Source organism: Microbacterium sp. WHRI 7836 (assembly GCF_040223885.2).
Taxonomy (GTDB): domain Bacteria; phylum Actinomycetota; class Actinomycetes; order Actinomycetales; family Microbacteriaceae; genus Microbacterium; species Microbacterium oxydans.
Genome location: NZ_CP168171.1, coordinates 859,007 through 874,966, shown reverse-complemented (window position 1 = coordinate 874,966; position 15,960 = coordinate 859,007). Strand labels below are relative to the sequence as shown.

13 protein-coding genes are annotated in these 15,960 nt (G+C 69.5%); 5 read left to right on the top strand and 8 right to left on the bottom strand.

Going from position 1 to position 15,960, the window contains the following annotated elements; genetic code table 11:
- Positions 1–67 precede the first annotated feature (67 nt).
- The gene (locus ABRP18_RS04100) at positions 68–844 is read left to right on the top strand and encodes an ABC transporter ATP-binding protein (RefSeq protein ID WP_046747300.1); all 777 of its coding nucleotides are present in this window, start codon (positions 68–70) and stop codon (positions 842–844) included.
- Complete coding sequence (locus ABRP18_RS04095; protein WP_349885593.1) at positions 826–2,418, top strand: hypothetical protein; 1,593 nt, start codon at positions 826–828, stop codon at positions 2,416–2,418. The genes ABRP18_RS04100 and ABRP18_RS04095 overlap by 19 nt, the downstream gene beginning before the upstream one ends.
- A 69-nt stretch (positions 2,419–2,487) precedes the next feature.
- Here ABRP18_RS04095 and ABRP18_RS04090 read toward each other — a convergent pair whose 3' ends face one another.
- Both ABRP18_RS04090 and proC read right to left on the bottom strand, forming a co-directional pair.
- Positions 2,488–2,775 carry a DUF1905 domain-containing protein gene (locus ABRP18_RS04090; protein WP_193762271.1) on the bottom strand — a complete coding sequence of 96 codons (288 nt, stop codon included), beginning with the start codon at positions 2,773–2,775 and terminating at the stop codon, positions 2,488–2,490.
- Between the two features lie 3 nt (positions 2,776–2,778).
- Entirely contained in the window at positions 2,779–3,618 is an 840-nt protein-coding gene (gene proC / locus ABRP18_RS04085) for a pyrroline-5-carboxylate reductase (RefSeq protein WP_349885592.1), read from the bottom strand.
- 59 nt (positions 3,619–3,677) lie between these two features.
- Here proC and ABRP18_RS04080 point away from each other — a divergent pair, with 59 nt between their 5' ends.
- Positions 3,678–4,649 carry a cation diffusion facilitator family transporter gene (locus ABRP18_RS04080; RefSeq protein ID WP_058630457.1) on the top strand — a complete coding sequence of 324 codons (972 nt, stop codon included), beginning with the start codon at positions 3,678–3,680 and terminating at the stop codon, positions 4,647–4,649.
- A 13-nt stretch (positions 4,650–4,662) separates the two neighbouring features.
- On the opposite strand, the gene tadA is transcribed toward ABRP18_RS04080, so the two are convergent.
- Positions 4,663–5,118, bottom strand: coding sequence for a tRNA adenosine(34) deaminase TadA (gene tadA / locus ABRP18_RS04075; RefSeq protein WP_058630456.1), 456 nt, complete (start codon positions 5,116–5,118; stop codon positions 4,663–4,665).
- 80 nt (positions 5,119–5,198) lie between these two features.
- Between tadA and upp the strand changes: the two genes are divergently transcribed.
- Positions 5,199–5,831 carry a uracil phosphoribosyltransferase gene (upp, locus tag ABRP18_RS04070; RefSeq protein WP_021198071.1) on the top strand — a complete coding sequence of 211 codons (633 nt, stop codon included), beginning with the start codon at positions 5,199–5,201 and terminating at the stop codon, positions 5,829–5,831.
- 39 nt (positions 5,832–5,870) lie between these two features.
- Here upp and ABRP18_RS04065 read toward each other — a convergent pair whose 3' ends face one another.
- The 3 genes from ABRP18_RS04065 to nadE all read right to left on the bottom strand — a co-directional run bounded on the left by ABRP18_RS04065 (position 5,871) and on the right by nadE (position 11,013).
- Entirely contained in the window at positions 5,871–6,644 is a 774-nt protein-coding gene (locus tag ABRP18_RS04065) for a hypothetical protein (RefSeq protein WP_349885591.1), read from the bottom strand.
- On the bottom strand, positions 6,641–10,111 hold the full coding sequence (locus tag ABRP18_RS04060; RefSeq protein ID WP_349885590.1) for a TM0106 family RecB-like putative nuclease: 3,471 nt from the start codon (positions 10,109–10,111) through the stop codon (positions 6,641–6,643). Before ABRP18_RS04060 ends, ABRP18_RS04065 begins: the two co-directional genes overlap by 4 nt.
- An 83-nt stretch (positions 10,112–10,194) precedes the next feature.
- A complete protein-coding gene (nadE, locus tag ABRP18_RS04055) occupies positions 10,195–11,013 on the bottom strand; it encodes an ammonia-dependent NAD(+) synthetase (protein ID WP_061015528.1) in 819 nt (272 codons plus the stop codon).
- Between the two features lie 107 nt (positions 11,014–11,120).
- Here nadE and ABRP18_RS04050 point away from each other — a divergent pair, with 107 nt between their 5' ends.
- A complete protein-coding gene (locus tag ABRP18_RS04050; protein ID WP_046747291.1) occupies positions 11,121–11,678 on the top strand; it encodes a nucleoside phosphorylase in 558 nt (185 codons plus the stop codon).
- 30 nt (positions 11,679–11,708) lie between these two features.
- Here ABRP18_RS04050 and ABRP18_RS04045 read toward each other — a convergent pair whose 3' ends face one another.
- Together ABRP18_RS04045 and ABRP18_RS04040 are read right to left on the bottom strand one after the other, a co-directional pair.
- Positions 11,709–14,693 carry an SMC family ATPase gene (locus ABRP18_RS04045; RefSeq protein WP_349885589.1) on the bottom strand — a complete coding sequence of 995 codons (2,985 nt, stop codon included), beginning with the start codon at positions 14,691–14,693 and terminating at the stop codon, positions 11,709–11,711.
- Positions 14,694–15,863, bottom strand: a complete 1,170-nt coding sequence (locus tag ABRP18_RS04040; RefSeq protein WP_349885588.1) for an exonuclease SbcCD subunit D — start codon at positions 15,861–15,863, stop codon at positions 14,694–14,696.
- Positions 15,864–15,960 lie beyond the last annotated feature (97 nt).

The window sequence follows — 15,960 nt, the reverse complement described above, 5'->3', positions numbered from 1 at the left end:
CCGCCTTCCGAGCGACTCCCCCTCGCGGCGGATGCGCGACGCCCGGCGGCCGTGGTGGGATGGGGCCATGACCGACCCCACAGCGGCCCCGCCCGTCCTCGCCCTTCGCGGGCTTCGCAAGCAGTTCGGGCAGAAGGTCGCCGTCGACGGTCTGTCCCTCGACGTGCCGCCCGGATCCATGCTGGGCCTGCTCGGGCCGAACGGCGCAGGCAAGACCACGACGCTCGCGATGGCCACCGGACTGCTCCGCCCCGATGCCGGCACGGCGTGGGTGCTGGGCGCCGACGTGTGGCAGAACCCCGCCGAGGCGAAAGCCCGCATGGGTGTGCTCCCCGACGGCATCCGCATGCTCGATCGTCTCAGTGGAGCAGAGCTGCTGCGATACACCGGACTGCTGCGCGGCATGGCAGAGGCCGACGTCGTCTCGCGGACGGGTGACCTGCTCGAGGCGCTGGGGCTCGCAGAGGCGCGAGACACCCTCGTCGTGGACTACTCCGCCGGCATGCGCAAGAAGATCGGGCTCGCCTGCGCGCTGATCCACGCTCCCCGCCTGCTCATCCTGGATGAGCCGCTGGAGGCCGTCGATCCCGTCTCGGGCGAGACGATCCGCCAGATCCTGCGCTCGTTCGTCGACGGCGGCGGCACCGTGGTGCTGTCGAGCCACGTGATGGAGCTCGTCGAGTCGATGTGCGACCGGGTGGCCATCGTCGCCGAGGGGCGCCTGCTCGCGCACGGTCCGCTCGACGAGGTGCGAGCCGGACTCTCGCTTCAGCAGCGGTTCCTCACGCTCGTCGGGGCGCACGATCTCGGGACGGAGACGCTCGCATGGTTGCGCTCCTCGTAAGCCTGCGCTGGCGGCAGCTGCGGCATCAACTGTCGCGGAACCCGTGGATGATCGTCACCCTGATCATCACGGGGATGATCGCCCTCGGGCTCCTCGCCGGACTCGCTGCGGGTCTGGTCGCTCTGCGCTTCGCCGCACCGGAGGGCGCTGTCACCGCCATCGTGCTCACCGGGTCCGTGCTCGTCCTCGGATGGTGGATCGGCTCCATCCTGGTCAGCGCCGACGACTCCCTCGCCCCCGAGCGCTTCGCCCTGCTGCCGGTGACCGCCCCCTCCCTGTTGCCGGGCTTCGTCGTCGCCGGAGCCACGACCATCGGCGGCATCGGGACCACGGTCGCCCTGCTGCTGATGCTCCTCGGCTGGTCGGTGAGCCTTCCCGCACTGCTCACCGCGGTGATCATGATGCCGGTGGCGGTCGTGACCTGCGTGCTCGGTGCCCGCGTGGTAAGCGGACTGCTCGCCGGATGGCTGGCCCGACGCAGCACCCGCGACCTGGTGCTGACCCTCGGGGTGCTGCTCGCCGCCTCGTCCGGCCTCATCCTCAACCTCGGGATCGGGGCGCTCACCACCGTGACGGACGTCGGGGGTGCCTTCGCCTCGGCTGCCGACATCGCCGCCTGGACGCCGTTCGGCGCCGTGTTCGGGGTGTCGGCATCGGCAGCGCAGGGCGACGTGCTCACCGCGACGCTGCGATTGCTGATCGCCCTCGCGACGGTCGTGGTCCTGTGGTGGGCGTCTCAGCGGCTGCTCGCCGCCCGGCTCGTCTCCCCCATCCAGAGCAGCGGCGGTGGACGAGTGCGCTCCGGCGGTCTGCTCGATCGACTGCTGCCGGCGAACCCGATGGGTGCGATCGCCGCACGATCTCTGCACTACTACCGCCGCGACCCGCGGCAGCTCGTCAACATCGTGATGCTCCTGCTGCTGCCCGCGATCTTCATCGGCATCGCGCTCATGAACGGCCTGCAGGAGGAGTCCCTCGGTTTCGCCCCCGCGATCACACTGATCCCGGCGATCAACGCCCTCCTCGCCGGGACGATCGTGCAGATGTCGATCGCCTATGACAACGATGCCGTCGCGGCGCACATCCTCACGGGTGTGTCCGGGGCGGCGGACCGTGCCGGGCGCCTGCTCGGCTTCGGGATGATCGCAGTGCCGGTGACGCTCGCCCTGTGCGTGGCGACCTGCCTCCTCGCCGGGCGGCCGGATCTGCTCCCCGGCAGCATCGGCGCATCCCTCGGTCTCACGGCGATCGCTGCAGGGGCCGGCGCCTGGGTGGGGAGCTTCCTTCCGGGCCGTGCGCCCGCTCCGGAAGCCAATCCCTTCGGGCGCGGATCATCCGGCGGGGTGCAGTCGCTGCTCGCGATGATCATCATCGGACCCATCACGCTCGCCCTCGGAGCACCCGCATTCGGGTTCGCCATCGCGGCGATCTGGAGTCCCACGCTCGGCTGGATCAGCCTCGCGTGCGGACTCGCGTTCGGCGGCCTCGCGCTCTGGGGAGGGACCGCGCTGGGCGGGAAGATCCTGGATCGCCGCTGGCCCGAGGTGCTCGCCGACGTGTCCAGCGAGAGTTGAGCGCGGACGGATCCCACGCGACACGCAGGCCCCGGGCACCAGGCCTCCCGCGAGATCAGGCCCGACGGGTCAGGCGTCGATGTCGAGGACGACTTCGATCACGTCGTCCACCCCGAGGCCCTCGCCGTCCTGCAGCGTCTTCTTGATCGGCACGATGTAGCCGCCGTCTTTCGGCCACAGGGCCGTGGCCACGGTGGTGGTGCATACGGAAACCCTGGCCGGGATCATGCCCCAGCCATAGGTCACGACAGAGGCGATCTCGTGGATCATCTCGCTCTCGGCAGGCGGCACGGTGACGAAGTGGAAAGGCGCGGGCCCGCGCCAGTACCAGATGGGTCCCTCGATCCTCAGCCGCATGGTTCAGGCTCCGGCGGCGAGCTCCTTGGCACGCGCGAGTGCGGCATCCGCAGCCTCCGCGAAGGTGCGATCGAGGCGTGCTTCCTGCAGCACGGCGACCGCCCGTTCCGTCGTCCCCTTCGGGCTCGTGACCCGACGACGCAGCTCTGCAGGAGCCTCGCCGGAGGCGTCGAGCAGGGCCGTCGCCCCGATGAACGTCTGCTCGACCATGAGCCGCGCATCCGCATCGGTGAAGCCCATGCCGACGGCGGCCTTGGTGAGCTCCTCGATCAGCAGGTACACGTAGGCCGGTCCCGATCCCGAGATCGTGGACAGCGCGTCGATCTGCGACTCGGGAACCTCGACGACGGCGCCGACGGTCTCGAACAGACGACGGACGAGGGCGATGTCTTCGGCGGGAACCGCGGCACCGGCGGCGAGCCCCGTCACTCCCTTGCGCACCGTCGACGGCGTGTTCGGCATCGAGCGGATCACCCTCGCCTCCGAACCCAGCACATCGGCGAAGGTCTGCAGCGTGACCCCGGCGGCGACGCTCACCACGATCGCATCAGCGGCGAGGTGCGGGGCGATCTCGCGGAGCAGGTCCGGCACCATCGCCGGCTTCACGCCGACGAGCACGATCCGCGCACCGGCAGCCGCCTCGACGTTGCCCTCCGGCCGATCGGCGAGCGCGATGCTGGTGACCTCGTCGAGGCCGGCGAACGCCTCTGCCTTCTCCCCCGTGCGGTTCGTCGCGGTGATCCCGCCATCGATGCGGACACCCGAGGCGACCACTCCGCGGAGGATCGCACCGCCCATCGAGCCGGCACCGAGGAAAGCGAGCGAAGGAAGCGAGTCAGACATGTCGTCATCCTACGGCGGGCACTCCGACATCCCCGGGCGGGCGGTTCTAGACTCGTCCCATGAGTGCATCCGGAGGCAACAAGGCCATCGTCGCGGCGTTCCTGGCGAACATGGGAATCGCCCTCGCGAAGTTCATCGCCTGGGCACTCTCCGGCTCCGCCTCGATGCTCGCCGAGGCCATCCACTCCGTCGCGGACTCCGGCAACCAGCTGCTCCTGATGCTGGGCGGACGCAAGGCTCGGCGCGAGGCCGACCGCGCGCACCCGTTCGGCTACGGTCGCGAGCGCTACGTCTACGCGTTCGTCGTGTCGATCATCCTGTTCTCGGTCGGCGGTCTCTTCGCGATCTACGAGGGCGTCGAGAAGCTCACGAATCCGCATGAGCTCGACAAGACGTGGTGGTGGCTTCCGCTCGTGGTGCTCGTCATCGCGATCGGGCTCGAGTCGTTCTCGTTGCGCACAGCCGTGCGGGAGAGCAACCTCGTGCGGGAGAAGGGGCAGTCGTGGGTGTCGTTCGTGCGCCGCTCCAAGGCACCCGAGCTCCCCGTCGTGCTGCTGGAGGACGTGGGCGCCCTGACCGGCCTCACGTTCGCCCTGCTCGGCGTCGGCCTCACGCTGCTCACCGGCAATCCGATGTTCGACGCACTCGGCACCGTGATGATCGGTGTGCTGCTGGTGCTGATCGCGATCGTGCTGGGTGTCGAGACGAAGAGCCTCCTGGTCGGCGAGGGCGCGACCCAGGCCGACCACGACCGCATCGTGGATGCGATCAACGCCGGCGACGAGATCGAGAAGATCATCCACATGAAGACCCTCTACCTCGGCCCGGACGAGCTGATGGTGGCGGCGAAGATCGCCCTCAACGCGGACAAGCCGCTGCGGGAGGCCGCCGACGACATCGACGCGATCGAGGCTCGGATCAGGGAGGCCGTGCCTGTCGCGCGGGTCGTCTACATCGAGCCCGACGTCTACCGCCCCGCGATCGACCCGGAGCCCTCCACCGACGTCTTCGTGCTGAAGTCGTCGGACTGAACGGGGACCGCGTTCAGCGCCGCTGCTCGAAGAACGAACGCAGCAGCGCGGTCGCAGCCTCAGCCTCGACGCCGCCGACCACCTCGGCACGATAGGGCAACCGTCGATCGCGCAGCACGTCGTACATCGATCCGGCAGCACCGGCCTTGTCGTCCCATGCTCCGAACACCACGCGACTGATGCGTGCCTGCAGGACGGCGCCGGCGCACATGATGCAGGGTTCAAGGGTCACCACGAGTGTGTGCTGCTCGAGATTCCAGGACCCGACCGCTGCCGCCGCCCGACGGAGCGCCTCGACCTCGGCGTGCCCCGTCGGGTCGTGGGTCTCCTCGCGAGTGTTGCGTCCCTCCGCGATGATCCGGCCTTCGGGATCGAGGACCACCGCTCCGACCGGGATCTCGGATGCCATGGCCGCTTCGCTGGCGAGCTCGAGGGCACGCGTCATCGCGCGTCGGTCGGCTGCGGTCATGCGTCGAGCCTACGACAGCCGTCGAGCCCGGCCGGAGTCCCGATGTCGTGCCTGACCGCGTGGCGCATTACCCTGTATTCATGCGTGTTCACGTGGCCGACCACCCTCTCATCACTCACAAGCTCTCGGTGCTGCGCGATGCGCGCACGCCCTCACCGGTGTTCCGGCAGCTCACGGAGGAGCTCGTGACACTGCTCGCGTACGAGGCGACCCGCAACGTGAAGGTCAGCCCGATCGAGATCACGACTCCGGTGACCACCACGACGGGTGTGAAGATCTCGGAGCCCCGCCCCATCGTGGTGCCGATCTTGCGCGCCGGTCTCGGCATGCTCGAAGGCCTCGTGAAGCTGCTTCCGACGGCTGAAGTCGGCTTCCTCGGCATGGTGCGCGATGAGACCACCTTCGAGCCGACCACCTACGCCGAGCGGTTGCCCGACGACCTGAGCGACCGCCAGTGCTTCGCGATCGACCCCATGCTGGCGACCGGTGGTTCGCTCGCCGCCGCGATCCAGTTCCTGTTCGACCGCGGCGCCAAGGATGTCACGGCCATCTGCCTGCTCGGCACTCCCGAAGGCGTCGCCGCGATCGAGGCGATGGCCGGCGACCGCGACGTGACCCTCGTGCTCGGCGCGCTCGACGAGCGTCTCGACGAGAAGGGCTACATCGTGCCCGGCCTCGGCGACGCGGGCGACCGGCTCTACGGCACGGTCTGATCCTCGGCAGCGTACGACCTCTTCGGCGCGTCTTCCGCCTCAGATGGTGAGGCGGTAGGCGCGCTCATCTCCGTGGTGAGTGAAGCCCGCACGGGCGAGGATGGGCGCTGACGTCGAGACGCGACCCTTCACCAGGGCCGTCTTCGCTCCCCATGCCGCACCCTGCCGCAGTCTCTCGGCCAGCACTGCGCGGTAGGCGCCGCGACCGCGGTGGCTCACCAATGTGGATGCGCCCCAGAGCCGCACGAACCCGTCCTCGATCGTGCATCCTCCGGTGCTGACGGCGCGTCCATCGATGCGCGCGAGCACACGGAACCCGGTCTGCGCCTCGAGCGCCGCGGACACCTCGTCGAGTTCGGCCCGGAGACCCTCCTCATCGAGGGGCTGCTGGTGCCACACGGGCACATTGACGCCGTCGAGGTCGCGTACCTGATCGAGGGTACGCACGATCTCGGTGGACACGTCGGACGGCACCTCGACCTCCACTTCGTCGACGGGTCGTGCGAACACCGCCACCGTATCGATGTGCTCTGCCCCGCGTCGCCGAAGCTCGTCCTCGACGTCGGGCCGGTCGGAAGGATTCGTCCAGAACGTGAACTGCGAGGCGCCCCATGCTCTCGTCCGCGCCAGTGCGCCATCCACCACGTCGACGGCCGACAGCGCGGAGTCGACCTGCGAACCTCGCACTCCCCCGCCGAACCGTGCAGGATCCCGCACGAGGAGCAGATGCTCGCGCTCGTGCTCACTGTCGCGGGGGAACCACACCCACGCTGCCGCGGCGCGCATGATCTGGTCGGTGGTGTGGGCGCTCACTCGGCCGCTCCGACGAGCCGGGCGAACGCGCTGAGCCTGGCGACGCCCTCAGGCGTATACGGCAGGTCGTCGAGCAGCGCGGGCGAGTGGATCAGGTAGGCGACGACCTGTGCTCGGGAGATCGCGACGTTGAGGCGGTTCTGGAGCAGCAGGAACTCCGGACCGCGCGGCGCATCCCGACCGCTCGACGCCGCGAGCGAGGTGATGGAGACCACTGCCTCCTTGCCCTGGAAGTTGTCGACCGTGCCGACAGGGACGTCGGGGAAGCCGGCGTCGGCGAGCGCGTCGAGCACCAGCTGACGCTGCGCGTTGTAGGGCGTGACCACGATGACGTCGGACTGCGCGAGTGGTCGCGTCGACGCCTCGGGGTCGTTGTCGGTGAAGACCCGGCCGACCAGATCGGCGACCAGGCGGACGACCTCTGCCGCTTCCTCGGGCGATTGCGTCGCGTTTCCGCGGTGGCGCAGCGGGATGACATGGAGACCCGCGTCGACACCCTCGAGCGACCGGAGTTCGGTTCCGGGTGCCGAGGCGAGCTGTCCCGCGTAGGCGAGCTTCGACACCGGAGCGGCCACGAAGGGGTGCATCCGCCACGACCGAGCGAGGAAGTAGCCGTACTCGGGCCGCACGACCGGATCGCCGTCCATCACCCAGCCGAGAGCGGACGTGTCCACCGGTTCGGGGTGGGCGCCCTGGCTCACCTGCGGGAGCTGCTGCGGGTCGCCGAGGAGCAGCAACCGTTTCGCTCCGGCCGCGACCGCGATCGTCGAGGCGAGCGAGAACTGCCCCGCCTCGTCGATCACGAGGAGATCGAGCCCGGCCCGTTCGACGCGCTGGGTGTTGCTGAAGTCCCAGGCCGTACCGCCCACGACCGCGCCCTCACCGGCGTGCTCGGCGAGGAAGGAGGCCATGCCGTTCTTCGGGATCACGGTGTATGACGGGTCCGCATCGGGATCCTTCGGCGCCTTCGCCACCTGGGCGGGCGAGACGCCGTCGGCGACGATCCGCTCGAGAAGCGTGTCGATGATGGCGTGCGACTGCGCCACGACGCCGACCTTGAAGCCGTGCTCGTTGACCAGACGCGCGATCACGCGCGAACCCGTGTAGGTCTTCCCCGTCCCCGGAGGGCCCTGCACGGCGAGGTAGCTGTGATCGAGGTCGAGCACTCCGCGCACGATCGCATCGATCGTGTCATCACCTGCTTCCGGGAGCGCGCCGCCCGAGAAGGTGCGCGGGGGCAGTCGGCGCAGGATGTCGGTGGCCGCATCCTGGGGGAAGCCCGGCGCGGCCAGGTGCACCGCGTCGGCCCACTCGTCGATCGCGCCCTGCAGCGACACCACCCGAGGCGGAGCCGCCGGAGTGAGCGCAAGCGGCAGCTCATCCCAGGTCTGTCCCTGCACAGCCGCTTCTGTGACGAGGTAGCCGTCGTCGAGCACCTCGGCGATCGTGACCGTGTGCGGTACGTGGACGGCGCGTGAGGGCACCTCGGTGTCGAACGGGGCTGGCACCTCGTACAGCGCGAACGGCTGGGCACCGGGACCGAGCGTGGTGCCGGGTGACACCTCGCCGCGGATCTCGATGTCCCTGGACATCACTCTCCGCCCCTCGATGATGCTCCACTCCCGGACGACCGATGACGACGGACGGTCTACCCGCACCACATCACGCGTGCCGTCCCACATCGTGACCGGTTCGCGCAGCCTCTGGAAGTGCGACACCCAGAAGCTCTTCGCTTCACGGGGGAAGTAGTCGATGGCCGCGGCCGCGATGCGGTGCACCTGTCCGTCGCCGCCTGCCTCCACGGCGCGCTCCGCATCGGCGAGGAGCGCGACCGATCGGGGAGACGGCTCATAGATGACCTCGTCCGCGTCGTCGGGGGGCGCCGGCGTGACGCCCTTCTCCCTCGCGATGTCGATCAGCCAGTTGCGCAGGCGCCGTGTCGAGACGCAGTCGTAGCGGTTGTAGTCGGCGAGGTCGGCGAGGACCGCGTCTGCTTCGGACCGCTGCCCGGCCGCGGCGAGCTCGCGGGCCGCGACGTACTGCACGATCGAGTCGTCACCCTTCTGCACGTCGCTCGTCCGGACGTCGTCGCCCATGTAGAGCGGCTCGAGCTTCTTGATCGAGTACGACCGGGAGCCCACCCTGACCGTCCGCAGCACGAGCGGATACAGATCGACGAACACCCCTTCACGGAGCAGCCGATCGACCTCGCCTTCGCGCACTCCGTGCCGCGCTGCCATGGCCACGAGATGCGAGGTCTCGTACGGGGCATAGTGATAGATGTGCATTCCCGGATGCGCCGCTCTGCGGGCATTGACGAAGTCGAGGAACGTCTCTAGCGCCCGCTTCTCTTCGGCGAACGTATGCGCCCACAGTGCCGAGTACTGGTCGGCGTTGTCCACCCAGCCGAAGAGGTAGTCGATCCCCCAGTGCGCCTCGCCGTCGGGAGCAGGCTCGGTGTACAGCGGGTCGCCCTCGAAATCGAAGAAGATGTCGCCGTGGCTGGGGAGCGGGAGCGTGTGGATGGCCTGCGCGTAGTGCACGTCGAAGGTCGGCACACCCTCGGTGTCAGCCCGCAGCTGCAGGCGGGCCTGGGCACGGAGCGTCTCGAACGTATCGGCGTTCATCCCCGTCGGCGCCTCGATCGCGCCGGCCAGGGCGTCGATCGTCTCGATGCCTGCAGCCCGGAGCCGAGCTCGCTGCACCGGACGCATCCGCGCCACCATCAGCAGGTCCCGGTGTGCGAGCACCTGCTCCTCGCAGGTCGCGCAGCGCCCGCAGGCGACCACCTGGAGGTCACCGCGATCGTCGCCCCAGGCCAGAGGAGCGCCCGCGGCGCCGTCGGCGATGCGGCGATCCGCGATGAGGGCGCGCAGCCTTGCCCTGCGCACCTGGAACAACGGGAGCAGATCGTCGACGGCGTGCGTGCTGAGCGTGCCGTCTCCGAGGATCAGGTCCACCTCGTCGGAACGGGAGATCCGCAGGCGGTCGAGCTGGTCGACATATGCCGCGAGCTGCATGAGAGCTGTCACACGGGCTTTGCGGGCGAGCTTCGAGTCCTGCACACGCCAGCGCCCCTCATCGTCTTTGCGCAGGAAGTCCGCGAACCCGACGAACTCGTCCGTCGCGAAAGCCGCCTGGAACACGACGAGCGCATCCGAGCGCAGTGCAGCCACCGTCTCGTCGACTGCCGCAGCGAGCGCTTCCGCGTCGACCGAGGACACCTTCTCGATGCGGTGCACGTTCTCGTCACCGAGATCGTGGATGTACCGGTCGAGCACGTTCTGCTCGTGCACGTCGCCGAGCTCGGCCGCGCGCTTCAGAGTCGCATCCTCCGGCTCTTCGACGGCGGGGACGCGCCCCAGCTTCGCGTCGATCGCCCGGGCCCACGCGAACTCGCACTCGGCGGCCGCCTTGAGGTCGCTCGCGCTCCAGATGACGCGTTGCGCCTGAGTGTCGATCCGCACGATGCTCCCGTTCTGTCGGATGCTTCGACACTATCCGCGGCATCGGACACAGGCGAAAGCGGACGGCTCCTCGACGCGCGGGTTCAGCGCCACCAGGTGTCGTCGGGCGTCACCGGGAGGTGTCGCTTGTGCTGCGTCGCGAGATACCTGGCCTCGATGCGACCGGCGACCTCAGGATCGACCTCGCGCCCCTCGAGGAAGTCGTCGATCTGCTCGTACGTGAGGCCGAGTTCGTCCTCGTCGGCGCGTCCGGGCTGGCCGTCCAAGAGATCGGCCGTCGGCACCTTGAAGGCGAGTCGGTCCGGAGCGTCGAGGAACTGCAGCAGCGAGCGTCCCTGCCGCTTGCTGAGCCCGGACAACGGGAGGATGTCGGCAGCGCCGTCACCGAACTTCGTGTAGAAGCCGGTCACCGCCTCCGCCGCATGGTCGGTGCCGATCACCAGCAGTCCGTCGTGACCGGCGAGCGCATACTGCGTGACCATGCGGACGCGAGCCTTGATGTTGCCGCGGTTGAAGTCGCTGATGTCGCTCGTGACCGCGAACTCGATGTCCTCCTCCACCCCGTCGACACCGTTCTGGATGTTGACCTCGACGGAGGAGTCGGGCGCGATGAACGCCAGCGCGGCTTCCGCGTCTTCGGCATCGTGCTGAACCCGATAGGGCAGACGCACCGCGAGGAACTTCGCCTCGCCGCCCTCGGCGCGCACACGCTCCACCGCGAGCTGTGCCAGACGGCCGGCCAACGTGGAGTCCTGCCCGCCCGAGATCCCGAGCACGAACCCCTTCGCTCCGGTGGCACGCAGGTAGTCGGCGAGGAAGCCGATCCGACGATCGGTCTCGGCCTCAGGATCGATCTCGGGCCTGACGCCGAGGTCTTCAGAGATCTGCTTCTGCAACGACATGTCATCCTCCGTCTTGTCCTCGACCAGTATCGCCCCTGCGTGTTACGTCCGGGTGACACCGCGGCGTTCGCATGCTCCTGCCAGCGAAGGCCTGAGAGAATGGACCGGTGAAGCTCCTCGTCGCTGCCCTCGATTCCGAACTGTCCGCATTCCCGGAGGAGCTCGACGGCTTCGACCGACTCGTGACCGGCGCCGGAAAGCTGCCGGCCACGTACGGCCTGACCCGCGCACTCGATGCCAAGGTCTACGACGAGATCGTGGTGGTCGGAACAGCCGGAGCCATCGAGCCCGGCCTCGAGGCGACCGTCCACGAGGTCGGCAGCGCGTTCCAGCACGACGTCACCGACCTCGACGGCGTTCGCGGGCAGCACGTCTCACTGCCTGCACGCGTCTCCACCGGACGCGACGGCGTGTTGATCGCGACCGGTGACCACTTCGTCGAGGACGCCGAGGTCACCGCCGTGATCCGCCCCTCCGGTGCTGCACTGGTCGACATGGAGACCTACGCCTTCATCTGGGTCGCCGAGCAGTTCGGTGTTCCGATCCGCGTGTTGCGTGCGGTGTCCGACCAGGCGGAAGACGGCGCGCTGACAGACTGGCGCGAGGCCGTCGCCCGCTGCAGCGTGCAGCTGCGCGACGTCATCCGCAGCGAATACGGCGTCTGACGCGCGACAGGCGGATCGCACTGGCCCGTGTCAGCGGGCGTCGATGATGCTGGGGCCGTTGGGCAGCGCTCGCACCGTGAGCTGCGCGGGGATCTGCTCCTGCATGGCCTCGACATGGCTGATCACACCGACGGTCCTGCCGCCCTGACGCAACTCATCGAGTGTGCGCATGGCCACGTCGAGAGTGTCACCGTCGAGGGAACCGAACCCCTCGTCGATGAAGAGGGTGTCCAAGCGGATGCCGCCCGCGCGTGCCGTCACGACCTCGGCCAATCCCAGCGCCAACGCGAGTGACGTGAGGAAGGTCTCACCTCCCGACAACGACTGCGGTGGTCGGGTCTGGCCGGTGAACGCGTCGAACACCACGATGCCGAGTCCGGAAGCCGCACCGCGGGCCGCGAGCGCGTCGGAGTGCCGCAGCTGATACCGCCCGGTGGACATCTCGTGCAGCCGACGGTTGGCCGCCTCGACGATCTCCTCGAGCTCTGCTGCGAGGACGAACGTCTCCAAGGTCATCTTGCGGGTGTTGACGCCCCTGCCCGCGATCGTGTCCGCGAGGTTCTGCAGCACCTCGAACTCCGCGGCCTCGTCGGCGCTGCGAGCCTGCTCGATCGCGGCAGAATCGATCAGCCCGCCGAGCCGTTCCGCGGTGCCGGCGGCCTTGGCTGCCTCGTCGACCGCCGTGGTCCAGAGGCTACGAGCTTCCGCTGATGCTCGTTCGGCCGGTGCCAGGTCGATGGGCTCTTCCGGCAGGGTGCGGAGTTCGAGGTCGAACAGCACGGCCCGCTCCTTCTCCCGTTGCACCGCGTGCTGCGTGATCCGCGCGTCCAGCGCTTCCTGGACTGAGAGCGGGCGCAGCGCCTCTTCCGCTGCTGCCTCGTCAGCGAACACGGAGTCCGCGAGACCGGCGTCGCGCTGTGCCTGGGCGCCGACGAGGGCCTCGGCCCTGCGCACGCGCTCGGAGATCGCCTGGCTCAGCGCACGCGCAGCCGCGACCTTGGCCTCGTTGTCCGCCAGCCGTTCGGCGACCGTGGGGAATGCAGCCCGCGCCGCGGCGATCAGCTCCTGTGCCTCCGTGCGACGTTGACGCAGGACGGCATGCTGTTCGCGTGCCTCCGCCAAAGCCCTCGCGTCGTCTTCTCGTTCGGTGTCGAGATGCTCGAGCCGCGTCACGAGGTCCGCGAGCTGCGTGTCGAGCGCGGTCAGCGTCTCGACAGCCGCGCGGCTGTCCGCGAGAGCCGCAGCGGCCTCCTCGTACTCGGTCTCGGCACGTTCGACGTCGCGCCCGTCGGCGCGAGCGGTGGCGGCCGCGAGTTCGGCGCGGAGCGCAGAGGATCTGGATGCCAGCTCGCCTTCCCGCCGGGCCGCGGAGTCGCGCGCTTCTTCCGCGACGGCGATGTCCTCCGGCGAGACGGGATCGGCGTGCGTGGCCGGCGCAGGGTGCTCGAACGAGCCGCAGACCGGACAGGGCTGTTCGTGTCGGAGCGTCGACGCGAGTTCTCCCGCCATGCCGTCCGTGCGGCGCCGGCGCAGCTCGGCCAGCGTGGACTGAGCCGCCGCATGCAACGCCGTCGCCTGCGTGAGCTCGACGTCTACCGAGAGCTCCGCTGTCCGCAGCCTCTCCGCCTCCCGCGCCGCCACGCGACGTGCGTCTGCGGTCTCCTGTGCCGCCCGTCTGTCCTCCACCCGATCTGCCAGGCTCCGCGCCGCGTCGCGCGATGCGTTGAGTGCGGTGACCTCTTCCGGGAGCGCGGCCCGCTTCGCATCGGCGGCCTGGATGCGTGCGGTGGCGACCGCGACCGCCTCCTCGGCGGCGCGCACCTCGGCGTCCAGAGCCGGTGCGCTCTCTTCGAGTTCCCGCGCCCGCTGCCAGGCGCCGATCTCCCTGGTGCGCTCCTGCGCCCACGCCTCGAGGTCGTCGTCGTCGGGAAGCCCCATCGCCTGCCCGGTCACGCGGGCGTTCTGCTCCTCCAGGCCGGCAGCCTCGAGCGCTCCAGCCGCTCGCGCAGCGGCGGCGATCATCGGACGAAGCGACTCGGCGACGCGCGACGCGGCGAGCTCGGCACGGGCGTGCTCGATCGACGGCGCCTCGGCATCGAGGCGTTCGAGGGCGGATCTGGCTCGATCGCGTTCCTGCTGCGCGCGTCGTTCCTCTCGGGCGATGGCGAGTTCGGCGTCGGCAGCGGTCGACTGCTGCTCGGCATCGGCGCGATCGGAGGCACGACGCTCCGCACGGTAGTCGGCGCGAGCCTTCGCCCGCCGGAGGGCCTCCAGCCGCTCGTCGATCGACGCGGGAGCCTGCGACGTCTCCGCCACGGTGTCATCGCCGTCTCCCGACAGCCCGCCGGCGACCACGAGGTTCTCGGCCTCGTCGATACGCGCCTCGACGGCGGCGAGACGACTGCCGAGCACTTGTTCGGCCGCACGGCGACGATCGTCGAACCGCGCCTGCACGTCTTCGAATCGTTGCGTTCCGAACAGCCGCCGCAGCAGTGCCTGGCGATCGCGGCTGCCCGCGAGCAGAAACTCCGAGAACCGGTTCTGTGCGAGCAGGATCACCTGCAGGAACTGCTCCCGACTGAGCTGAAGGATCTCATCGAGCTCGCCGGCGACGTCGACCGCCCGCGCGGCACGGCCGATCCATCCACTGTCCGTCCATTCGTCGAGCGACACGGCGGCCGCCTGCTTGGTCATGCCACCACCGCGCTTGGCCGGGCGCAGGTACTCGGGCGAGCGCGTGACGCGGTATCGACCGGCCGGCGTGCTGAACTCGACGACCACCTCTGAGGGATCGTCAGGCTCGCAGTGATCGCTTCGGAGGCGTTTCTCGCCGCCCTCGTATCGAGGCACCCCGCCGTACAGGCCGAAGCACACCGCATCGAGGATGCTCGACTTGCCCGCCCCGGTCCGTCCGGCGATCAGGAAGATGCCGTCGTCGGCGAAGGCGTCGAAGTCAACGGTCTGTCGCGACCGGAACGGGCCGAAGCCTTCGACCACCAGACGATGAAGACGCATCTAGACGAGCGCCTCGGCACGCACCCGCTCGTCGAGCACCGCGCGGATCAGCTCGCTCTCGGCCTCTGTGGGTCCGTGCCCGGCCCGCACGTGCTCGAGGAAGGCATCGATGCGGTCGGCATCGGTGACAGCGGTGCGCAGCCGCTGCACATAGGAGCGCTCGTCGACCTCGGCGGTCACCTCCGGCTGGTGCTGCACCATGGCGCAGTACGGGAAGCTCTCGCGAAGACGCCGCATGGGCTCGCGCTGCGGCACCGCATCGGTGTAGACGGCGCAGACCCAGTCATCCGCGTGCTGCGCGACCAACTCGGTGGACAGGATCTCGTCGAGCGGGCCGGTGAGGGTGACGAGCCGCCGAGGCACCGGCAGTTCCATCCACTCCACGCCGGCGAGTCCTTCGGCGTCGATGTCGACGAGCCAGCAACCACGGGGCTTGTGCTGCTCTCCGAAGCTGTAGTGCAGAGGCGCGCCCGCGTAGCGCACGCGGGCGCTGAGCTGCTGGCGTCCGTGGATATGGCCGAGCGCCACGTAGTCGGGTCCGTCGAACACGCTCAGCGGCACGACGTCGAGACCGCCCTGTCGCACCTCGCGCTCGAGCCCGGCGGTCGCGTCGACACCCGCGGCGAAGCAGTGCGCGATCGCCACCGCTCGGCCTCCGTGCTGGTCCATGCCGGCGCGGACCAGGTCCATCGCATGCGCCATGGTCTGCGCCTGCGTGCGCAGCTGACGCCCGGATGCATCGCCCTCGGGCCAGTGCTGACGCACGATGGCCGGCTCGAGGTAGGGGATGCCGTAGAAATGCACCGGTCCGTGGTCATCGGCGATGGTCACCGGCACACCCACCGCGAGGGGGTCTGTGAGCACGTGGATGCCCTCGCGGAGAAGGCGCGCCTGGAACCCGAGTCGTGCGGCGGAGTCGTGGTTGCCGCTCGTGACGATGACGCGGGCGCCCGTCTCGTGCAGCGCCACCAGCGCATCGCCCAGCAGCGTGTATGCCGCGCCGGACGGGGTGGCGGAATCGAAGACGTCTCCCGCGACGACGACCACGTCGACCGCATTGTCGCGAACCTGCGCGGTGAGCGCCTCGAGCACCTCGGCGAGAGCGTCCATGGTCGAATTGCCATGGAACGTCCGGCCGATGTGCCAGTCCGAGGTGTGCAGGATCCGCATACTCACACGGTACGAACCCCCTCCGACATTCCGTCCGAGGCGTGCCGTGCGCGGCCCGCACCCGGCGCGGAGGAGGGAGCGGAAGGTCCCCTGACCC

Excerpts from the sequence above, each read along its gene's own strand:
- ABRP18_RS04100 (WP_046747300.1), top strand. The coding sequence starts at position 68 with ATGACCGACCCCACAGCGGCCCCGCCCGTCCTCGCCCTTCGCGGGCTT.
- ABRP18_RS04095 (WP_349885593.1), top strand. The coding sequence starts at position 826 with ATGGTTGCGCTCCTCGTAAGCCTGCGCTGGCGGCAGCTGCGGCATCAA.
- ABRP18_RS04090 (WP_193762271.1), bottom strand. The coding sequence starts at position 2,775 with ATGCGGCTGAGGATCGAGGGACCCATCTGGTACTGGCGCGGGCCCGCG.
- proC (WP_349885592.1), bottom strand. The coding sequence starts at position 3,618 with ATGTCTGACTCGCTTCCTTCGCTCGCTTTCCTCGGTGCCGGCTCGATG.
- ABRP18_RS04080 (WP_058630457.1), top strand. The coding sequence starts at position 3,678 with ATGAGTGCATCCGGAGGCAACAAGGCCATCGTCGCGGCGTTCCTGGCG.
- tadA (WP_058630456.1), bottom strand. The coding sequence starts at position 5,118 with ATGACCGCAGCCGACCGACGCGCGATGACGCGTGCCCTCGAGCTCGCC.
- upp (WP_021198071.1), top strand. The coding sequence starts at position 5,199 with ATGCGTGTTCACGTGGCCGACCACCCTCTCATCACTCACAAGCTCTCG.
- nadE (WP_061015528.1), bottom strand. The coding sequence starts at position 11,013 with ATGTCGTTGCAGAAGCAGATCTCTGAAGACCTCGGCGTCAGGCCCGAG.
- ABRP18_RS04045 (WP_349885589.1), bottom strand. The coding sequence starts at position 14,693 with ATGCGTCTTCATCGTCTGGTGGTCGAAGGCTTCGGCCCGTTCCGGTCG.
- ABRP18_RS04040 (WP_349885588.1), bottom strand. The coding sequence starts at position 15,863 with ATGCGGATCCTGCACACCTCGGACTGGCACATCGGCCGGACGTTCCAT.